This is a genomic window from Nocardia sp. NPDC004151 (genome assembly GCF_042874235.1).
In the GTDB taxonomy this organism is placed as follows: domain Bacteria; phylum Actinomycetota; class Actinomycetes; order Mycobacteriales; family Mycobacteriaceae; genus Nocardia.
In genome coordinates, this window is the sequence record NZ_JBIAMR010000001.1 from 46,488 (window position 1) to 65,993 (window position 19,506).

General features: G+C 69.0%; 17 protein-coding genes. 12 read left to right on the forward strand and 5 right to left on the reverse strand.

Annotated features, from left to right (window positions below):
- The first annotated feature begins 87 nt into the window (after window positions 1–87).
- Window positions 88–849 (forward strand): SDR family oxidoreductase, encoded by a 762-nt coding sequence (locus ACFYTS_RS00240; protein WP_387300309.1) that lies wholly within the window; start codon window positions 88–90, stop codon window positions 847–849.
- A 177-nt stretch (window positions 850–1,026) separates the two neighbouring features.
- Here ACFYTS_RS00240 and ACFYTS_RS00245 read toward each other — a convergent pair whose 3' ends face one another.
- Both ACFYTS_RS00245 and ctaD read right to left on the reverse strand, forming a co-directional pair.
- Complete coding sequence (locus tag ACFYTS_RS00245; RefSeq protein ID WP_387300311.1) at window positions 1,027–2,556, reverse strand: AMP-binding protein; 1,530 nt, start codon at window positions 2,554–2,556, stop codon at window positions 1,027–1,029.
- Between the two features lie 350 nt (window positions 2,557–2,906).
- The gene (ctaD, locus tag ACFYTS_RS00250; protein WP_357282465.1) at window positions 2,907–4,646 is read right to left on the reverse strand and encodes a cytochrome c oxidase subunit I; all 1,740 of its coding nucleotides are present in this window, start codon (window positions 4,644–4,646) and stop codon (window positions 2,907–2,909) included.
- 252 nt (window positions 4,647–4,898) lie between these two features.
- Here ctaD and ACFYTS_RS00255 point away from each other — a divergent pair, with 252 nt between their 5' ends.
- On the forward strand, window positions 4,899–5,300 hold the full coding sequence (locus ACFYTS_RS00255; RefSeq protein WP_357282466.1) for a hypothetical protein: 402 nt from the start codon (window positions 4,899–4,901) through the stop codon (window positions 5,298–5,300).
- A gap of 38 nt (window positions 5,301–5,338) precedes the next feature.
- On the opposite strand, the gene ACFYTS_RS00260 is transcribed toward ACFYTS_RS00255, so the two are convergent.
- On the reverse strand, window positions 5,339–6,202 hold the full coding sequence (locus tag ACFYTS_RS00260) for an LLM class flavin-dependent oxidoreductase (RefSeq protein ID WP_387300313.1): 864 nt from the start codon (window positions 6,200–6,202) through the stop codon (window positions 5,339–5,341).
- Between the two features lie 161 nt (window positions 6,203–6,363).
- On the opposite strand from ACFYTS_RS00260, the gene ACFYTS_RS00265 reads away from it, so the two are divergent.
- The 4 genes from ACFYTS_RS00265 to ACFYTS_RS00280 all read left to right on the forward strand — a co-directional run bounded on the left by ACFYTS_RS00265 (window position 6,364) and on the right by ACFYTS_RS00280 (window position 10,365).
- Entirely contained in the window at window positions 6,364–7,104 is a 741-nt protein-coding gene (locus ACFYTS_RS00265) for a hypothetical protein (protein ID WP_387300315.1), read from the forward strand.
- An 83-nt stretch (window positions 7,105–7,187) separates the two neighbouring features.
- Window positions 7,188–8,546: a wax ester/triacylglycerol synthase family O-acyltransferase gene (locus tag ACFYTS_RS00270; RefSeq protein WP_387300317.1), complete on the forward strand. Its 1,359-nt coding sequence runs from the start codon at window positions 7,188–7,190 to the stop codon at window positions 8,544–8,546.
- A 14-nt stretch (window positions 8,547–8,560) separates the two neighbouring features.
- Window positions 8,561–9,325: an RluA family pseudouridine synthase gene (locus ACFYTS_RS00275; RefSeq protein ID WP_387300319.1), complete on the forward strand. Its 765-nt coding sequence runs from the start codon at window positions 8,561–8,563 to the stop codon at window positions 9,323–9,325.
- Between the two features lie 260 nt (window positions 9,326–9,585).
- On the forward strand, window positions 9,586–10,365 hold the full coding sequence (locus tag ACFYTS_RS00280) for a metallophosphoesterase (RefSeq protein ID WP_357282478.1): 780 nt from the start codon (window positions 9,586–9,588) through the stop codon (window positions 10,363–10,365).
- Here the strand turns inward: ACFYTS_RS00280 and ACFYTS_RS00285 are convergent.
- A complete protein-coding gene (locus ACFYTS_RS00285; RefSeq protein ID WP_357282480.1) occupies window positions 10,346–11,413 on the reverse strand; it encodes an AraC family transcriptional regulator in 1,068 nt (355 codons plus the stop codon). The two genes, ACFYTS_RS00280 and ACFYTS_RS00285, sit on opposite strands and share 20 nt — an antisense overlap.
- A 95-nt stretch (window positions 11,414–11,508) precedes the next feature.
- On the opposite strand from ACFYTS_RS00285, the gene ACFYTS_RS00290 reads away from it, so the two are divergent.
- From ACFYTS_RS00290 to ACFYTS_RS00305, 4 genes are all read left to right on the forward strand, one after another.
- The gene (locus ACFYTS_RS00290) at window positions 11,509–12,963 is read left to right on the forward strand and encodes a flavin-containing monooxygenase (protein WP_387300322.1); all 1,455 of its coding nucleotides are present in this window, start codon (window positions 11,509–11,511) and stop codon (window positions 12,961–12,963) included.
- A 240-nt stretch (window positions 12,964–13,203) separates the two neighbouring features.
- Window positions 13,204–15,276 (forward strand): ABC transporter ATP-binding protein, encoded by a 2,073-nt coding sequence (locus tag ACFYTS_RS00295; protein ID WP_387301053.1) that lies wholly within the window; start codon window positions 13,204–13,206, stop codon window positions 15,274–15,276.
- Window positions 15,273–16,037 (forward strand): energy-coupling factor transporter transmembrane component T family protein, encoded by a 765-nt coding sequence (locus ACFYTS_RS00300; protein WP_387300324.1) that lies wholly within the window; start codon window positions 15,273–15,275, stop codon window positions 16,035–16,037. Before ACFYTS_RS00295 ends, ACFYTS_RS00300 begins: the two co-directional genes overlap by 4 nt.
- A gap of 166 nt (window positions 16,038–16,203) precedes the next feature.
- Window positions 16,204–16,839: an ammonium transporter gene (locus ACFYTS_RS00305; RefSeq protein WP_387300326.1), complete on the forward strand. Its 636-nt coding sequence runs from the start codon at window positions 16,204–16,206 to the stop codon at window positions 16,837–16,839.
- Between the two features lie 27 nt (window positions 16,840–16,866).
- On the opposite strand, the gene ACFYTS_RS00310 is transcribed toward ACFYTS_RS00305, so the two are convergent.
- On the reverse strand, window positions 16,867–18,114 hold the full coding sequence (locus tag ACFYTS_RS00310; protein WP_387300328.1) for a lipase family protein: 1,248 nt from the start codon (window positions 18,112–18,114) through the stop codon (window positions 16,867–16,869).
- A 223-nt stretch (window positions 18,115–18,337) separates the two neighbouring features.
- Between ACFYTS_RS00310 and ACFYTS_RS00315 the strand changes: the two genes are divergently transcribed.
- Complete coding sequence (locus tag ACFYTS_RS00315) at window positions 18,338–18,976, forward strand: YitT family protein (protein ID WP_387300330.1); 639 nt, start codon at window positions 18,338–18,340, stop codon at window positions 18,974–18,976.
- A 104-nt stretch (window positions 18,977–19,080) separates the two neighbouring features.
- Window positions 19,081–19,500: a YciI family protein gene (locus ACFYTS_RS00320; RefSeq protein WP_357282490.1), complete on the forward strand. Its 420-nt coding sequence runs from the start codon at window positions 19,081–19,083 to the stop codon at window positions 19,498–19,500.
- Window positions 19,501–19,506: the final 6 nt, after the last annotated feature.

The following is a 19,506-nucleotide window of genomic DNA, read 5'->3' on the forward strand; positions in this document are numbered from 1 at the left end:
TCCAGCCTACGAACCCATCCTGGTACCGGCAGACCCAGGAAAAGCGCAACCCTCGTCGGCCGCTGGAAACGCTCGCAGGATGAGGACATGACTTACGAGAACCTGTCCGGCCGTACCGCCGTCATCGTCGGAGCCGCCAGCGGCATGGGCGAGGCCACCGCCCTCCTGCTGGCCCGCAACGGGGCCCGCGTCGCCCTGCTGGCCCGCCGCGCCGACCGCCTGGAAACCCTGGCCGCCAAGATCGAGGCCGACGGCGGGACCGCGCTGGCCGTCACCGTCGACGTCACCGACTCGGCGAGCGTCACCGCCGCGGCCGCCACCGTGCACGCCGCCTTCGGCCCCGCCGACCTGGTCGTGAACTCGGCGGGCGTGATGCTGCCCAACCCGATCACCGAGGGTCGCGAGGACGAGTGGACCCGCATGCTCGACACCAATGTCGCGGGCCGGCTGCGCATCATCCGCGCCTTCCTGCCCGACCTGCTCGCCGCCGCGGACGCGGGCCGCCCCGCCGACCTGGTGAACATCTCCTCCATCGGCGCGCACGTCACCTTCCCCGCCTACTCGGTGTACGGGGCCACCCAGGCCGCCATCACCCAGCTCTCCGCCACCCTGCGCACCGAACTCGGCGCCCGCAAGGTCCGCGTCACCAATATCGAGCCCGGCCTCACCGACACCGAACTCGGCACCCATATCGACAATCCGGAGATCAGCGGCCAGCTCGACGGCATGTTCGGTCTCATCGACGCGCTGAGCGCCGCCGACATCGCCGACCTGATCGCCTACACCACCAGCCGCCCGGCCCACGTGAACCTGCGCCAGGTCATCGTCCTTCCCACCCAGCAGGCGTAACCCGGCAACAACCACCGCGCGGCGAAAGCCACTGCGCGGCCGACATTTCCGACCGTCGACCCGAGATTCGCCCAATCAACGCGGCGACCTTTCCGGATCGGGCGCGCCACAGACCGGCTGCGCCCGCAGCAGGGCGCAGCCGCCGGTCACAGGAGCGGCCGGTCCGCGCCGCCGCCGTCAGCGCCAGACGGCCGCCGTGTTGTTGAGGACGGTGGCGTCGCCGTAGCCGACCAGTTGGCCGATGGGGAGCATGCCGAGACGGCCGTGGTGGTCGAGTTCGCCGTCACCGCGCCAGCAGCCGATCTCACCGGTGCGGAACATGCGGTCGCCCGGATCGCCGAAGGGGTCGGCGACCAGGCGCTCGCCGGTGGGGGCGGGGCGGCTGTGGTAGCCGCGGGCCAATCCCGCACCGGCGACATAGATTTCGCCGATCACACCGGGTGGTAGCGGGTTCAGCTTCTGGTCCAGGATGTAGCAGCGCGTCCCGACCACCGGGCCCCCGATGGAGACCGCCACATGCGGGGCGACCGGGGTCAGGGGGCGGCTCACGGTGGCGTGCAGGCCGGTCTCGGCCCAGCCGTAGCCGCTCACGAACGACCTTCCGGCCGACCAGATTCCGGTCAGCTTGGCGGGGCAGGCTGCACCCGTGGTGGCCAGCAGCCGCAGGTCCGGGAGCGGTTCCGCGGCGGGCAGGGTGGCGAGGATGTACGGGGTCAGCACGGCGTGGGTGACCCGGGCGTCCAGCATGAGTTCGTACAGGTCCGCACCCGCGTACGGCCCCGCGGGGGCGAGCACCAGGGTGGCCCCGGAGGCCAAGGCCAGCAACAGTTCCCAGATCGCCGTGTCACGACCCGGAGTGGCGGCGGCCAGCACCCGGGCGTCGGGATCGGTGTCGCAGCGCTGCGCCTGGGTCACCACGAGATGGGCGAGCGCGGCGTGGGTCATGGTCGCGCCCCGCACCACACCGCTCGATTCGAGCGGGTAGACGACGTAGGCGGGATTCCGCAGGTGCAGCGGGCGCACCCGATCGGCATCGGTGATCGGGGCCGCGAGCGGAGCCGCCCACACCCCGGCCGGGCCGGGCGCGCTCTCGCCACTGGTCCGGCGCAACGGCGCGTCGCCGCCCTCGGCCACCAGTTCCCGGGCTCGCGCGTCGAGTACCTCCAGCGGGGCCTCACCGTCCCCGTTCCAGGACGTGATCGGACCGATGCTCAGCCACGGACCCGCGCCCGGCACCGGCAGTGAGTCCCGCCGGTAATCGGCCGTAATCCCCGCGACCGCACCGGAATCCGCGAGGATCGGGGCGATCCTGGTGATCGGCGCGTCCGGGTCGACCGCGAGGAAGGCGGCCCCGGCATGGGCCACCGCGCACACCGCCACCACCCATTCCGGCGACCGCGGCAGCGCCACCGCCACCACGTCCTCGGAGCCGATGCCCGCACCGATCAGCTTGCGCGCCAGTCTGTTCGCGTGCCCGTCCAGTTCGCGATAGCTGAGGGTCAGGCCCCCGCACACCACCGCCGGGGCCTCCGGGTCGTAGGAGGCGGCCCGGGTCAACAGCCGCGGCAGGGTCAGCGCGACGGCCGTACTGGTGTCGTTCCAACGCTGTAGTTGCCGTTGCCAGTCGTAGGGCGATTCGATGGACTCGGTGGCGCGGCGGACGAAAGCCGGTGCGGCATCGCAAACATCCGGAGAATCGGTGAGCATTGTCCCTCCCGAAGTCGAGACCTGCGGATAGCGCCGGAGCGCGGCGGTTTCACGCTCCGAATGCGGACAGTACAGCACCGAGGCAGCAAGTCCGCTGCTATTCCTTTCGTGCCGCGAATGGACGCATGATCAGGCGTTATATGGACGTCCGATCAGGCCGCGCCCGCGGCCGGGAGATCACGCCGCGACGGTGTCCGAGCGCTCCGCCCTCGCGAACTTCCTCGAACGCTTCGACACCGATATCGAACGCCTCGACGGGCTGCCCCGGCCCTGACCCGCGAGCGCGGCGGCCGTCCGGAGACGACCGCCGCGCTCGATGTCGAGGAGAACCTGGTGGACGTGCGGGAGAACTAGGTGGTGGAGGCCTTCTCGGTCTCGTGCACCGTGTGCTGGCCCGAACCCCAGCCCACATGGGCCTCCGCGCGCATCCGCTCGACCATGTGCGGGTAGTGCAGCTCGAAAGCCGGTCGCTCCGAACGGATTCGGGGCAGCTCGTAGAAGTTGTGCCGCGGCGGCGGGCAGGAGGTCGCCCATTCGAGAGAGTTGCCGTAGCCCCACGGGTCGTCCACGGTCACGACCTCGCCGTAGCGGTAGGACTTGAAGACGTTCCACACGAACGGCAGCATCGACGCGCCGAGAACGAACGAGCCGATGGTGGAAATGGTGTTCAGGGTGGTGAATCCGTCGCTCGGCAGGTAGTCGGCGTACCGGCGCGGCATGCCCATGTTGCCCAGCCAGTGCTGCACCAGGAACGTGGTGTGGAAGCCGATGAACGTGGTCCAGAAGTGCCACTTGCCCAGACGCTCGTCGAGCATGCGGCCGGACATCTTCGGGAACCAGAAGTAGATGCCCGCGAAGGTGGCGAAGGCGATGGTCCCGAAGAGCACGTAGTGGAAGTGCGCGACCACGAAATAGGTGTCGGACACGTGGAAGTCCAGCGGCGGGCTCGCGAGGATGACGCCCGACAGACCGCCGAAGAGGAACGTCACGATGAAGCCGAGCGACCACAGCATCGGTGTCTCGAAGGTGAGCTGGCCGCGCCACATGGTGCCGATCCAGTTGAAGAACTTCACACCGGTCGGGACCGCGATGAGGAACGTCATGAACGAGAAGTACGGCAGCAGCACCGCGCCCGTGGCGTACATGTGGTGCGCCCACACCGCGATCGAGAGCGCCGCGATGGCGATCGTCGCGTACACCAGCGTGGTGTAACCGAAGATCGGCTTGCGGGAGAAGACCGGGTAGATCTCCGAGACGATGCCGAAGAACGGCAGCGCGATGATGTACACCTCGGGGTGGCCGAAGTACCAGAACAGGTGCTGCCACAGCAGATTGCCGCCATTGGCCGGGTCGTAGATGTGCCCGTGCAGGTGCCGGTCGTAGAACAGGGCCAGCGCGGCCGAGGTCAGGATCGGGAAGGCCAGCAGGATCAGCAGACTGGTGATCAGGATGTTCCAGGTGAAGATCGGCATCCGGAACATGGTCATGCCGGGACAGCGCAGGACCACGATGGTGGTGATGAAGTTGACGCCGCCGAGGATGGTGCCCAGACCGGAGACGGCGACACCCAGGATCCACAGGTCACCGCCCACACCCGGGGTGTGCACGATGTCCGACAGCGGGGTGTAGGCCGTCCAGCCGAAATCCGCCGCGCCGCCCGGGGTGATGAAGCCCGCGGTCGCCATGCTCGCGCCGAACAGGTACAGCCAATAGCTCAGCGCGTTCAGCCGCGGGAAAGCGACGTCGGGCGCGCCGATCTGAAGCGGCACAATGATATTGGCGAAGGCGAACACCACCGCGGTCGCGTAGAACAGCAGCATGATGGTGCCGTGCATGGTGAACAGCTGGTTGAACTGTTCAGTGGACAGGAACTGCATGCCCGGCCGCGCCAGCTCGCCGCGCATGAGCACCGCCATCAGACCGCCGATCAGGAAGAACGAGATCGACGTGAACAAGTACATCTGACCGAGCATCTTGGGGTCGGTCGTGGTGACCAATTGATAGATGAACGATCCTTTGGAGCGTTTCCGGGGCGGGTAGGGCCGGACCGCCTCGAGGTCCTGTTCGGGCTTTGGAGATACCGCAGTCACCACATCCTCCTTCGGGAGGGTTCCGTCCAGCTCTACCAATCGGGGCACATAGAACGGCGCACAGCGTACCGACAGCTACTCAATCTTGACCGAAAACACTCCGATCGGTGCGGAGTGGGATCGAAATGCAAGATACCGCAGGGCAACCGTGACGTACATGGCGGCCACCACCCAGGTTTGGCATGCTGTTCACCCGCGATTCACGCCTCGACATCATCAAAAGCTCATATGACGCGGTCCAATATCAGTGTTATGTCTCGATCGCTGCGCAACCGCGTACTCACCGTCACCGTGGTCGGCAGCCTCGGCCTCCTGCTCGCCGTGGGATCGGCCACCACCGCCCATGGCGAACCCCGGGCAGTCATCCAGGGGCGCGGCGAGGTGACCGCGCACGTCACCGGCGAGAAGCCGAACAACAAGTGCCAGATCGCGGGCCACGACGTGAGCGGGCCATGGGGGGTCGTCGGGGCCGACGGGACCGTGAACCTCACCCTCGGCGCGGCGTATCACGGCGGCAAACGACTACGGGTGATCTGCGAGGACCCCAAGCGCGGTGACGCCAGCCTGCACACGGTGAAGTCGGACCGCGTCGCCTTCGACGGGCTGCTCTCCCCGATCCGCCAGATCATGCACAACCGCTTCTTCGGGGCCTGACCAACTCTCGTGACCCTCGAAGGCTTCGCCGCGAACCCCTAGCGGGGTACGTGCCCGGCGCGGGCGGCGGCGACCGCCGCACGGACCGCGGGGGCGGTCTCGGCCGCGAAATGTCGGGTGGGGCGCTCGCCTTCGGGGTCGACGGGGAGCAGGAATTGGCTGATGCCCTGGGTCAAGGCGAGGTCGGTGAGCTGGGGCGGGCCCATGGTGGGGTCGATGACGTAGGCGCGGCGGATCAGGGCGGGGATGCGACCGGATGAACGGGCGGCGTCGTCGATGGCGGCCATGCGGGCCGGGAGAGTGGCGGGCGGGGCATAAGCGGCGCTGCCGAGCCAGCCGTCGGCGAGTTCACCGGTCAGGCGGAGCGCGCGGGGGCCGTAGACGCCGAGCCAGATGCCGATCGGATGTGCCGGGCGCGGGCCGGGTTTCGCGCCGCGCAGCGGGTAGAAGTCGCCGGGGAGACGGGAGCGGTCGGCCTCGCCCCAGAGCGCGCGCAGCACGCCGATTGCCTCGCGCAGCGCGCTCAGGGCTTGGCCGGGGGTGCGTCGCGCGCCGCCCATGACCTCGATGGCATCCCAGAACGCGCCCGCGCCCAGACCCAGTTCGACACGACCCGCGCTGAGCAGGTCGAGGCTGGCGGCGCTGCGGGCCAGCACCGCGGGCGGACGCAGCGGCAGGTTGGCGACCGCGGGCATCAGGGTCAGGGTGCGGGTGACTCCGGCCAGATAGGACAGCAGGGTCCAGGTGTCGAGGAACGCGGGCTGATACGGATGATCCTGGACGGCCAGCACTTCCAGCCCGGAGTCGTCGGCCTGCCGGACCAGGCGCAGCAGGGCACGCCCGCGCGCCGCATCGGGCGGGACGAAGATGCCGAACCTGAGCTCATGCCCGTAATCCGCCATAGCAATTATCAAGCTACCGCGCGGGCCGGGGACACGGGCGATAACGGGCCGATTCGGCGCGTCCAGCGAAGGTATTCGTTTCAGATCGTGATCGAGCGGAAACCCAACTCCATAGTCGTTGCCGGACAACGCAATACAATCGATCCGAAAGGGCGTGCGCGATGCGGGTTCACAACACGGTCGATACGGCTCGGCGGCACCTGAGGGAGGTCGATCCCTCGGCTCTGGCCCACGCGCGAAAACGGTTCGCCGAGACCGGAATCGCCAGACTCGGTTTCCTGCTCCCACACCGGGTCAAACGCGTGCTCGCGGCCGAGACCCTCGCACTGCTCGACCACCGCCGGCAGTGGGGCGACCTGCTCCCCGAGGGTGACAGCCTGACCCGCCGGCACGTGGAATCGACCGGCTCCGACGTCGCGGCCCACACCGCCTGCATCCCGCAGCTCTACGACTGTGAACCCTTGCGGCACAGCCTGTCCGTGATCGCGGCCGAACCCGTCCTGCCCTGCCCCGAACCCGAACGCTTCCACGTCAGCCGCCGGCGGCACGACGACGCGCTCGGCCGATGGCATTGGGACGCTTACGCTTTCACACTGGTTCTGGTGGTGGAGTGCCCGCCGCCGGCCGAGGGCGGTTTCGTGCAGACGGTGGCGCACACCTGCCCCGATCCCTACGACACCGACGTGCACCGGATCCTGACGCGCAATCCGATCCACTCCTGGGAGCTCGGCCCCGGCGATCTCTACCTGCTGCGCACCGACACCACCCTGCATCGCGTGCACCCGTTCACGCACGGCCGCCGAACCGCCGTCGCCATGGCCTTCGCGGCCCGAACGGAGCGTGATGCCGTAGATTTGCTCAAAGGCTCAACGAGAGCCGAGTCACAGACAGTGATAGCCTGATTTTCTGTTAACGCAGCGGGGGGCAGCGTCGCCGCACCGTATCCGCTCCGGGCAGTTCTGCCCACCCGGCAAAGGCGGCTTCCATGGACCTGCTCAACCCGCTCGACGCGATATTCCTGGCCATCGAATCCCGCGAGCACCCCATGCACGTGGGTGGCCTCCAGCTGTTCGAGCCGCCCGCCGACGCGGGCCCCGACTACACCCACGAACTGTTCGAGGCCATGGCCGCGAGCACCGAGGTGCGCACCCGCTTCCGACGCAAACCGAGCCGGCTGCTGGGCGGCTTCTCCAGCCTCGCCTGGTCGCACGCCGACACTGTGGATCTCGGCTACCACCTGCGCCGATCCGCGCTGCCCGCGCCCGGCGGCATGAGCGATCTGCTGGATCTCACCGAGCGTCTGCACGGCATCCTGCTGGACCGGCACCGGCCCCTGTGGGAGGGCCGCATCATCGAGGGTCTGAGCGACGGCCGCTTCGCGCTCTACATGAAGATGCACCACGCCCTCATCGACGGCGTCTCGGCCATGCGGCTGCTGCAGCGCACCCTCACCGACGACCCGCTCGACACCCGGATCGCCGTCCCGTGGGGCACTCCGCCGGTGCCGCGCGACGACAGCCCCGAACCCGAGAGCCTGTGGGCCCAGGCGGGCAAGGCGCTGCCGCGGCTGCTGCGCGCGAGCGGGTCGATCGCCGCGCCGTTGCGGGGCGCCCTCGACGGACGACTCACCCTGCCCATGACCGCACCGCGCACCCTGCTCAACACCTCCATCGGCGGGGCCCGGCGCATCGCCGTGCGGTCCTGGCCGCTGGAACGGATCAACGGCGTCCGGCAGGCCACCGGGGCCACCGTCAACGACGTGGTGCTGGCCATGAGTTCCGCCGCGCTGCGCGCCTACCTGCTCGAGCGGGACGCGCTGCCCGACGAGCCGTTGATCTCCATGGTGCCGGTCAATATCCGCAATGCCGCCGAGGCCGACACCTCCGAGGGCAATATGGTCGCGGCCTGCCTGGCTAACCTCGGCACCCACCTCGCCGACCCGGTGGCGCGGCTCGACCAGATCCGCGCCTCCATGCGCGACGCGAAGCAGGTGTTCACGCAGCTGCCGAAGCTGGAGGCGATGCTGCTGTCGGCCGCGCTGATGACGCCGCTGGGCGTCTCCCTCCTACCCGGTTTCGAGGCATTGCCGCGCATGCCGTTCAACCTGGTGATCTCCAATGTGCCGGGCCCGCGCAAGCCGGTCTATCTGCAGGGCGCGCGCCTCGACGCCAACTATCCGCTCTCGATTCCCTTCGAATCGCAGGCCATGAACATCACGCTCACCACCAATGGCGACAACCTCGATTTCGGTCTGGTCGGCTGCCGCCGCACGGTGCCGGACCTAGATCGCATGATCGACCATCTGGAGAACGGTCTGGCCGAGCTGGAGCAAGCGGTCGCCTGACGCGGAGCCGAGAGTTGGCCCTCGCTACGCTGGAGCGGGTGATGTCGTGGCCCGAACTGCGGAAAGAGTGCCTGATCCTCGAGGACGAGGCGGTGCTGGCGTTGAACAAGCCCGCCGGGATCTCCGTCACCGGTGAACGCCACGACACCGACATCGTGGAAATGGCCGCCGCGCAGGGCGAGACGCTCTACCCGGTGCACCGCATCGACAAGGTCACCTCGGGCCTGGTGCTGCTGGCCAAGGAGCTGCCCGCGCACGGGCAGCTCACCCGCCAGTTCAACAAGCGGACCGTGGAGAAGGCGTACCTGGCCGTCACCGCCTCCACCGGGCTCCCCGACCGCGGCGTCATCGACCTGCCGTTGAGCGTGGGCCGCAAGAACCGGGTCCGCATCGCCGCGCCCCGCGAGAGCATTCGCCGCGACGGCGACACCTGGCGGGTGGACGACCAGGATGTGCTGGCGGGCAAGAATTATCCGTCGGTCACCGAATTCACCACGCTGGCCCGCGGCGCGGACAGCACCGTCCTGGCAGTGCGCCCGATCACCGGGCGGCGGCACCAGATTCGCGTCCACCTGGCCTGGATCGGCCACCCCATCGTCGGCGACCCGCTCTTCGACAAGTCCGGCGCGTTCGGCCGCACCCACCTGCACTCCTGGCGGCTGACACTGGACGCGTCCTGGCGGTCGGGCGGCCGACTGGAACTGGAAGCCAATCCTGGAGAAGACTTCTGGCGCGTTGGCAACCAACAATTGGAGGTTCCAGCCGGGCTGGCGGGATGACCAGGTGGTTCGCGGCGCGTCTCGTTCTGGACTGAGTGGAGCGGGGGAGCGAAGCGGAGGAGCGGAGGGAGGGAAGAGCGAGACCATCAGCGCCGCGAACCCCGCCCGGAGCGAAGCGTAGGGCAATAGGACACAGCTATATTGGGTGGCGGGTCTCACCGCGACCACATCTGGGCAGGTCATCTAGCCTGAACAAGGTGCTGCGGTGCGGTGGCACAGCCGGGCGCAATGCTGCGACCCATGACAGAAAGCGAACGCCGATGGTTCTGCTCGCTCAGCTCAGTGACACCCACTTCAATATGGGCGCACGCAATGTCGAACGCGCCGAACGGGTGATGGCCTTCCTGGCCGAGCTGCCGCGGCGACCCGACGCCATCATCGTCACCGGCGACATCGCCGACGAGGGCGAGCCTGAGGAATACCAGCAGGCCCGCGCCGCGCTGACCGCCGATCTGCCCGTGCTGATCCTGCCCGGCAATCACGACGACCGCGGCAATATGCGCAGCGTCCTGTTCCCCGGCACCGAGGGCACCGGCCCGATCAACCAGTCCTACCGCGTGGACGGCGTCACCCTGGCGCTGCTCGACTCCAGCATCCCCGGCAAGCCGGAGGGCCTGCTCGAGGACGAGACCTACGACTTCCTCACCGACCTGCTCGCCGCCACCCCCGCCGACGAGACGGTGCTGATCGCCATGCACCATCCGCCGGTGCCGGTGCGGTCCACCGTGGTCGACCCGATCCGGCTCACCAATCCGGAACGGCTGGCCGAGATCGTGGCCGGCGACGACCGGATCGCGGCGGTGCTCACCGGGCACGTGCACGCCGGGCTGATGACCCAGTTCGCGGGCAAGCCGCTGATCGTCGCGCCGAGTGTGTCCTCCACCATCGGCTGCGAATGGGAGACGGCCGCACCGGGACACGTGCCGATCGACTTCGCGCCCGACCCGTCGATCATCTTCCACTCCATCGAGGACGGCCGGCTGCTGTCCATGTTCCGGCCCATCGCCATGGGCGGCTGGCTCAGCGAACCGCTGGACTGACCGCGCCGCGCCGGTACGCCGACGGGGTGGTGCCGGTCCAGCGTTTGAAGGCGTGGATGAAGGTCGACGCCTCGGCGTAGCCGAGCCGGATCGCCACATCGCTGACCGACAGCGGTGTTGCGGTGAGCATCTCCTCCGCCAGCGCGCGCCGCACCTCGTCCAGCAGCTGCCGGTAACTGGTGCCCGCCGCGTCCAGGTGGCGGCGCAGGGTGCGGGTGCTCATATTCAGATCCCGTGCCACCGAGTCGATTCCCGGCGGCACCGCGAAACCGTCCAGTCCGCCGCGCGGCACCAGCCGCTCCCGCACCTCGGCGGCGATGCCGGTGCGGGCGCGGCGGCGCGACACCAGCTCGCGGCACTGCGCCAGGCACATGGCCCAGGTGTGCTCGTTGGCCTGCGGCAAGGGCTGTTCCAGGACCGCCGGGTCCATGGTGAACAGGTTGTGATCGGCCTCGAAACTCGGTGTCACGCCGTAGATCTCGGTATACATGTCGAGGCTGCCGGGCGCGGGGAAGTCGAAGTCGGCGCGCAGCAGGTGGATCCGGTTGCCGGTGAGGTCCGACATCATCTGGTGCATGGCGGTGACATCACGCTCCACCAGGAAGCGGCGGACGTCGGCGGGCACGCCCTCGTCGTGGATCCGGGCCACGAACTCGCCCGGCCGCCAGCGGGCCGCCGGGATACAGAAGGTGAAGCTCAACTCCAGGTAGCGCAGGGCGAAGGCGATGGCCTCGCCCAGGGTGGGGCTGCTGACGCAGGCGAAACCGAAGATGCCGAATGTGGTGATGCGGTACCGCCGCCCCACCTCCAGCCCGAGGTTGGGACGCCCGCCCAGCTCACGCACCAGATTCCGGATCACCGCCAGCTCGGTGTGCGCGTCGATCTGCTCGTCCGGGTTGGCCAGCTGCTTCTCGCTCAGCCCGCTGCCCTGCAGCATGCGCGCCGCCGGGACCCCGTGTTCGCGTGCGAAACCGACCATGAGCGCGACACTCGCCACCCCACGTGGGAAGTCCCAATCCCGGATTCCCGCCTCCTGCACCGTGCCCATAGCCTGATTATGGCCGAAATTCTCGATCCGGTCGCCCACTAAATTCGACGAGCGCTCCTACCCTGAGAAGAGTCTTCGATGTGAGGAGCACCACAATGCCGAAGGTGATCATCATCGGTGCGGGGTTCGGCGGGCTCGGCATGGCGATCGAGCTGCAACGCAACGGCTTCCGCGAATTCACCATTCTGGAACGGGCCGCGGACCTGGGCGGAGTGTGGCGGGAGAACACCTACCCCGGGGCGGCCTGCGATGTGCCGTCGCCGCTGTACTCGTTCGCGCACGAGCCCAAACCGAGGTGGCGGCAGCGGTATTCGACGCGCGAGGACATCTGGGAGTACATGCGCGGGATCGCCGATCGGCACGGGCTGCGCGACCACATCGTGTTCGGGGCCGACGTCAGCGAGGCGGAATTCGACGAGACGACCGGGCAGTGGACGGTGCGGACCGCCGACGGGGCAGTCCGGACCGCCGACGTGCTGATCTCGGCGGTCGGGCAGCTGTCGCGACCGGCCATGCCGCCGATACCCGGGATCGAGCGGTTCGCCGGGGAGTCCTTCCACTCGGCGCAGTGGGATCACGGCGTGGAGTTGGCCGGCAAGCGGGTGGCCTGCATCGGCACCGGGGCCAGCGCCATCCAGTACGTTCCCGAGATCCAGCCGAAGGCCGCGCACCTGACGGTGTTCCAGCGCACCGCGGCCTGGGTGCTGCCCAAGTTCGACACCGACTACAAGCCGGTGCATCAACGCGTGCTGATCGCGGTGCCGGGAATGCCGGTGGCCGAACGGCTTTCGTGGTGGATGCTGGCCGAGTTCCTGGCACTGGGCCTGGTCGAGTTCCCCGGAATCGCGCGATTCGTGTCCCGGATCGCGGCGAAGCATCTCGAGGAGCAGGTCGCCGATCCGGCGCTGCGCGCCAAGCTCACCCCCGACTTCCCGATCGGCTGCAAACGCGCGCTGTTCTCCAACGACTACTACCCGGCCCTGTGCGAACCCAATGTCACCGTGGAGACCACCGCCATCAGCGAGATCGTCCCCGAAGGCATCCGCACCGCCGACGGCGCGCTGCACGAAGCCGACGTGATCATCTACGGCACCGGCTTCAAGGGCACGGAATTCCTGTGGCCCATGAAGATTCGCGGCCGCGGCGGCCGCAACCTGGAGGACGCCTGGGACGGCGGCGCGCACGCCTACCTCGGCATCACCGTCCCCGAATTTCCCAACCTGTTCCTCGTCTACGGTCCCAACACCAACCTCGGCGTCGGCTCCATCATCTACATGATCGAATCCCAGACCCACTACATTCGCCGCGCCCTGCAACTCCTCGGCGAGCGCCCCCGCACCTACCTCGAAGTCCGCCCCGACCCCGAGCGCGCCTACAACGACGCCCTCCAGCACCGCCTGGCCCGCACCCCCTGGAACTTCTGCACCAGCTGGTACCGCACCGCCTCCGGCCGGATCACCAACAACTGGCCCGGCACCACCCGCAGCTACCGCCGCCGCACCCGCGACCTCCGCCTCCTCGACTACACCTTCACAGAAATCCGCTCCTGACCAGCGTTATCGAACAACGCCCCGGACCCAACCCACCGGCCGACGCCCCATCCGTCACGGGGCATTCGGTCGAGCAGCTCAGCAAGGACCCGGCGTAGCCGACGAGGGTGGTTGTGGGGGTCGTGCCCGGACTCTGTGGAGATGGTGAGAGGTCTGCGGGGGTCGGGGCCCGGACACGGCAGACTGGTAGACGTGACCGATTCGTACCGGATTCGCGGCGGCCTGGCCGAGCCCGTCGGCGTGGCGCAGGCCGGAAGAACCGAGGGGCCGACGCTGCCGCACGGGGCGTTGCGGCCCATCGAGCTGGCGGCCGGCGCCGTGCTGGGCGGGGCCACGGTGGGGCTGGTGACCCTCGGGTCGCTGGTGCCGTTCGCGGCGGTGCTGCAGTTGGTGGCCGCCGTACCCATGGGACTGCTCGCGCATCGGCATCGATTCCGGGCGCAGCTGGCGACCACCATCGCGGGCACGCTGGTGACGTTCGTGGCGGCGGGTCTGCTGCCCGCCGAGAACCTGGTCGGTGTCGCCGTCATCGGCGGGATCATCGGAACGGTGAAGCGGCGGCGCGGCGGGCTGCCCGCGGTGGTCGGGTTGTCGGCGCTGGCCGGGTTCGTGATGGCGACCCTCACGGTCGGGATGCTGCTGGCGTTCGCGCGGTCGCGGGACCTGGTGTTCGACAACATCCGGAACACCGCCGAGGGTCTGGAGAGTCTTGCGGCGAAACAGGATGCGCTGCAGCCGATCGGGCGGGCCATCGCCGGTTACACCGACACCATCCTGCACTGGTGGTGGGCGTTCGTGGGTGGCGGAATCATTGCCGCGATGCTGGTCAGCGGCGTGTTCTCGTGGTTCGTGCTCGGGCGGGTGCTGGACCGGCTGGCCTGGCTGCCGGGGCGGGACAGCCTGCTCGACGCGCCGGACGATCCGCGACCGGTCGCCCCGCTGCCGGTCACCTTGCACGGCGTCACCTTCCGCTATCGGGGAGCCCGCGCCGACGCCCTGCACGGCATCGATCTGACCGTCGATGTCGGTGAGTTCGTGGCGGTGGTCGGGCACAACGGGTCCGGAAAGTCCACGCTCACCAGGATTCTCGCGGGCCGTCCGCCGACCTCCGGAACGGTGACCCGCCCGGGTGCGGCGGGCCTCGGCGTGCGCGGCGGCACCGCGATGGTGTTGCAGCGACCCGAGAGCCAGACCCTGGGTGTGCTCGTCGCCGACGACGTGGTGTGGGGTCTGCCCACCACGGACGCGGCGGCCGTGGACATCGATGGACTGCTCGCCGAGGTCGGATTGACCGGCATGGGCGGGCGCGAGACCGCGACCCTGTCCGGCGGCCAGCAGCAGCGACTCGCCGTCGCCGCCGCCCTGGCCCGGCAGCCCACCCTGCTCATCGCCGACGAGGCGACCTCCATGATCGACCCCGAAGGCCGCCGCGACCTGGTCGCACTGCTGGCCCGTCTGCCGCGCCGCCACCCCATGGCCGTCGTGCTGGTGACCCACCACGAAGCGGACGCGTCCGCCGCCGACCGGGTGATCCACCTCGAACAGGGCCGCTCGGTCGCGCACCTGCCCGCCTGGCCGCGTCCGGTCGGCGACCCACGGCGACGGCCGATGGGCGAACCCGTGCTCGAATTGACCGGCGTCGGCCACACCTACAACCGCGGCACCCCGTGGGAAGCGCCCGCCCTGCACGATGTCGACCTCAGTGTCCGGCGCGGCGAGGCCCTGCTCGTCGTGGGCGGCAACGGCTCCGGCAAATCGACACTCGCGTGGATCATGGCCGGGCTGACCGAGCCCACCTCGGGCACCTGCACACTGCGCGAACCCATGGGCACGACCCGCCCGGTACACAAGCGAATTGGGGCCGTACAGCTGGCTTTCCAGCATTCCCGCCTGCAGATGCAGCGTCAGGACGTGGGCGCCGAGATCGAGGATTGGGGTGGCCGCGGCAGTTACGCGGTCGCCCGCGCGCTGGACGAGGTCGGCCTGGACCGGAGCCTGGCCACCCGATCGATCGAGGAACTCAGCGGCGGTCAGGCCAAACGGGTGGTGCTGGCGGCCATCGTGGCCAGTCACCCGCACGTGGTGGTGCTCGACGAGCCGCTCGCCGGGCTGGACCCAGAAGGTCGCGCGGGAGTGGTGGAACTGCTTGCCCGCCTGCGTGATTCGGGCCTGACCCTGATCGTCATCTCACACGACGTGGCCGATATGGCCGCCGTCTGCGACCGCACCGTCCACCTGCGCGACGGCCGGCTCGTCGAGAACACAACCGCCGCGGCGCAGTACGCGCACGACTTCACCGGAGGTCTCCGATGAGCAGCGTCGTCCTCCGTGAAGTCCCCGTCGACAGCCCCGTGCATCGACTGTGGGCCGGTACCAAAATGATCGCCGTCTTCGCGATCAGCCTGCTGCTCATGTTCATCCCGTCGTGGGCGCTGCTCGGAGTGGCGGCCGCGTTCCTGATCGCGGTCTTCCTGCTGGCCCGCCTGCCGCTGGGCACGCTGCCGCGCTTCCCGTGGCTGCTCTGGCTGGGCATCGCGATCGGCGCGGCCATCAACGCGCCCGTCGGGTCGTCCGCGCTGCTGCGGTACGCGCAGGTGATCGTGTTCGGATTCCTGCTGCTGGGTGCGTCGTTCCTGGTCGCCTGGACCACGCCGATGGGTGAGATCGCACCCGCGCTGGCCCGGCTCGGCGCGCCGCTGAAACGGATCGGCTGGACCCGCAACGGTGTTCGCCACGCGGTGCCCGTCGACGAGTGGGCGGTGGTGGTGGCGCTGACGCTGCGCGGCCTGCCGCTGCTGCTCGAGGAGATGCGCCTGCTGCGGGCGGCGCGGCGGCTGCGACCCAAGGACTCATTGCTGCATCGCGCCTCGGAGAATCCGCTGGTCGACATTCTGACCGCGAGCATGGCCGTCTCCAGCCGCCGCGCGGGCGAACTCGGCGAGGCCATCACGACGCGCGGCGGCACCGGCGAATTGACCGCCCGGCCCAGCTCGCCGGGACGCGCCGACGCGGTGGCGCTACTGGTGGTGGGTTTGGTGTGCGCGCTCGGAATCGCCGTGGAACTGGTCATATAGGACGACGCGAGCCAAAAATTATCGAGGTTGTCGGCATCGCACGCTACCGTGAGGCGCGTAGAACGGGTTGCTGATAGCAACCGGGCTCAGGGCGGACACACAAGGGGGGAATTCTTCAACCTGTGCTGTGTGTTGCCACAAAAACCTGATCAAGATTGGAAGACCCATGATGCTGCGCAAGATCACCGCTGTCGCCGCGCCGGTAGTCACGGCCGTCGCCATCACCGGAGCCGGTGTGGCCCACGCCGACGCCACGGTGCCCGATATCGGTTACCAGACCCAGCTGGTCGGCAACACCGTCGTCACCACCCTCACCAACGGCACCTTCGAGTTGGCCGGCGGCGCCGTCGACATCAAGGACGCCGCGGGCGCGACCGTGCTCGAACTGCCGCTGGCCGTCACCCAGGACGGTCTGAGCTACCCGGTGCCCGCCACCGTCAGCGATGACGGCACGGTCCTGAACATGACCGCGGTCAAGGATGTCGCGGCGGCCACCCCGGCGCTGCGGCCGGTGGCGTCGTTGACCGAGAACCAGCTGGCCATGCAGACCTTCGCCAGCCAGTTCGGCATCGCGACCGCGATCGGCAGCTTTGTCGGCCTGGCCCTCGGTGCGGTCGTTGGTCTCCTCGGGTTCGCCGGTGGTCCGGCCGGCCTCGCGACGGTGCCGATCGCGGCGACCGTGGGCGCGATCATCGGCACCCTGGTGGTCGGCGGCCCGGCCCTGGTCATCGCGGGTGTCGACCTGATCAGCACGCTGACCGCGGCGCCCGGAACCACCAAGTGGGCGAACCCCGGCGCGTAGGACTCCGGCCGCCGGGTGGGCCGCGCCTCAGCGCACGGCGCACCCGGCGGTGACCGGCTCGCCCGCGAAGCGGTCGGTCAGAAAGTTCATGGCGCCCAAGGCTTCTCCCACCGCGGCCGGGTTGTGGCCCGGGATGCCCGAGTGCAGGGCGGTGAGGGTCGCGCCGAGCGCGCAGTAGCGGTCGACGAGGTCGCTGAAGCCTGATGACGGGATCACGTCGTCGAAATTGCTGTGGTACAGGTACAGCGGGACGTCCGGCGCCCAGCCGCCCAGTTCCTGGCGATCGGTGACGGACCGGAAGGCCTGGCTGCCGAGGATGTCCGGGATCGCCGAGTAGTCGTCGATGCGCCGGAACACATGGTGAGCCACGAGATCGCTACCGCAGGAAGCGGATTCCTGTGCGATCAGCGCGCGGCCGCTGTCATTGAGCGAGTCCGCCAGGCCGGGATCGATGCGCGTCATGGCGATCAGGATCAGCACCCCGAGTCCGGCCTGCACGCCGCCGTCCACGCCACGGGCGATGGCCGGGATACCGGCCGGGACGCCACCGGAGATCACGCCGGCGAACCAGAGCTCGGGCGCGTAGCTCGCCCGCAGCTGCATGGCCCACAGGGTGGCGAAGGCCCCGCCGGAATAACCCCAGGCCCCGAGTGGGCTGACATCGGTGATACCCAGCGGCGCAAAGGCTTTGGCGGCGCGGACGCCGTCCAGCACCGCGCGGCCGGAGTTGACACCGTCGAAGAATCGGGACTGCGCGCCCTCGTAGTCGGACACCACCACGGCCCAGCCGCGGCGCAGCGCCTCGGCCAGGAACGGCACGTCGAGCAGGGTGTTGGTGATCGCGAGGTCGCGGCCGCCGCCCAGCGCGAACGATGGGGCGCAGCGGGTTCCGAGACTGTCCTCGGCAATCTGATACGACAGCAACGGGCGATCTCCGGGCCCGGTCCACGGGGTGAGCGGAGTCATCACGGTGGCCACGTCGGCGGCGGCCCGCCCGGCGGAATCGGTGGTGCGGTATCGCACCTGCCAGCCCGCGACCGGCAGCGGCAGCCCCAGGACGGCGATCGGCCGGGTATCGAGAATCGCCCCGTTTTCGTACTCCCCCACGTCGATTGGCGTCGAATAGAAGGGATCGGCGTCGGGAACCGGAATCTCCGCCCTGGCACCGGGCACGACGATCGCCACCGCCAATAGGGCTGCCGCACCGATCAACCCGATCCGCCACCCCGATCCGAACCATGCGCCATCCCGCCGCATCACGCCTCCAGCGTCCACCCTCCCGACGCTCCGGACACCACGGACCTGCTGTTCGCCTGATGACTCCAGCGCATCGGAGACCCAAAAGGTACTGCCGCCGTCCGACCCGGTCAATGGCGTTCCGCGCGCCGTAACTACGGCGTTGCGCGGTTTCTCACACGAAAAGATATATCCAGCAAGAAGTCCAGCTCTTTATAACTGGCTCTATCATTTGCATGCCAGTTGCCGCCATGCTCGACCAATGCCGCGTCGTCTCCTCGCCCTCTACATCGGACTCTGGCTCTACGGCCTCTCCATGGCCGTCATGATCCGCGCCGCCCTCGGACTGGACCCGTGGGACGTCTTCCACCAGGGCGTAGCCGACCACGTTCCCCTGAGCTTCGGCACCGTGGTCGCGATCACCGGCGCGGCCGTCCTCCTGGCGTGGATTCCCTTGCGCCAGCGGCCGGGTCTGGGCACGGTCAGCAATGTCGTGGTCATCGGCATCTCGGTGGACGCCGGCCTCTGGCTCCTGCCCGAACTCCACGGCCTCCCGATCCGGTTCGCCGCCATGGCCGCAGCCGTCGTCCTCAATGCGATCGCCACGGTCCTCTACATCGGCGCGGGCATGGGCCCGGGCCCCCGCGATGGCCTGATGACTGGCCTGGTCCGCCGCACAGGCCGACCGGTATGGCTGGTGCGGACAGGCCTGGAGGCGACCGTGTTGTCCGTAGGTTGGGTCCTCGGCGGCAGCGTCGGCGTCGGCACCGTGGTCTACGCCTTCGGCATCGGCCCCCTGATCCAGCTCATGATCCCGTTCGTGGATCGCCATCTGCCCGGCTTCCACGAGCAGGAAGCCGCTGCCGCACCCACCTCGGCGGCGGAATCGATGGCTGCCTGACCACAACGGCGCGAACTTTTCCTCGGACCGTGTCGATCCGGCGGGGTTGCCGTTCGACCTTGTCATGAGAGGGTCGAAAGCGACCCGCGACAAGGAGGACCATCGTGAAGTACATGCTGATCTGGCGCGCCACCGACGAGGGCAACGCGGCGATGGCCGAGGCCGACTTCGAGAAGATGATCGAATCCGTCGGACGCTACAACGACGAGCTCATCCGGGCCGGGGTGCTGCTGGCGGCGGAGGGCCTCGACAGTGCCGAAGAGGGTGTCGTGGTGGACTTCTCGTCCGAGCCGCCGCTCGTCACGGACGGGCCGTACGGCGAGACCAAGGAGCTGTTCGGCGGCTTCTACATCCTGAATGTCGCCTCCAGGGAGGAAGCCGTCGAATGGGCCAAGCGGGCCCCGTCGCTGGGCGCGGGTTTCAAGACCGAGATCCGGCGCGTCACCACCATCGACGAGTTTCCACAGGACAACGAGTGGATCGCCAAGGAACGCGCGTGGCGCGAGGCCACCGGGCAACTGTGAGCCGCT

Bases quoted from the DNA above. Each gene is read 5' to 3' on its own strand.
- ACFYTS_RS00300 (WP_387300324.1), top strand. From the start codon at position 15,273: ATGAGCAGCGTCGTCCTCCGTGAAGTCCCCGTCGACAGCCCCGTGCAT.
- ACFYTS_RS00270 (WP_387300317.1), top strand. From the start codon at position 7,188: ATGGACCTGCTCAACCCGCTCGACGCGATATTCCTGGCCATCGAATCC.
- ACFYTS_RS00305 (WP_387300326.1), top strand. From the start codon at position 16,204: ATGATGCTGCGCAAGATCACCGCTGTCGCCGCGCCGGTAGTCACGGCC.
- ACFYTS_RS00280 (WP_357282478.1), top strand. From the start codon at position 9,586: ATGGTTCTGCTCGCTCAGCTCAGTGACACCCACTTCAATATGGGCGCA.
- ACFYTS_RS00260 (WP_387300313.1), bottom strand. From the start codon at position 6,202: ATGGCGGATTACGGGCATGAGCTCAGGTTCGGCATCTTCGTCCCGCCC.
- ACFYTS_RS00255 (WP_357282466.1), top strand. From the start codon at position 4,899: ATGTCTCGATCGCTGCGCAACCGCGTACTCACCGTCACCGTGGTCGGC.
- ACFYTS_RS00285 (WP_357282480.1), bottom strand. From the start codon at position 11,413: ATGGGCACGGTGCAGGAGGCGGGAATCCGGGATTGGGACTTCCCACGT.
- ACFYTS_RS00265 (WP_387300315.1), top strand. From the start codon at position 6,364: ATGCGGGTTCACAACACGGTCGATACGGCTCGGCGGCACCTGAGGGAG.
- ACFYTS_RS00240 (WP_387300309.1), top strand. From the start codon at position 88: ATGACTTACGAGAACCTGTCCGGCCGTACCGCCGTCATCGTCGGAGCC.
- ACFYTS_RS00290 (WP_387300322.1), top strand. From the start codon at position 11,509: ATGCCGAAGGTGATCATCATCGGTGCGGGGTTCGGCGGGCTCGGCATG.
- ACFYTS_RS00245 (WP_387300311.1), bottom strand. From the start codon at position 2,556: ATGCTCACCGATTCTCCGGATGTTTGCGATGCCGCACCGGCTTTCGTC.
- ACFYTS_RS00315 (WP_387300330.1), top strand. From the start codon at position 18,338: ATGCCGCGTCGTCTCCTCGCCCTCTACATCGGACTCTGGCTCTACGGC.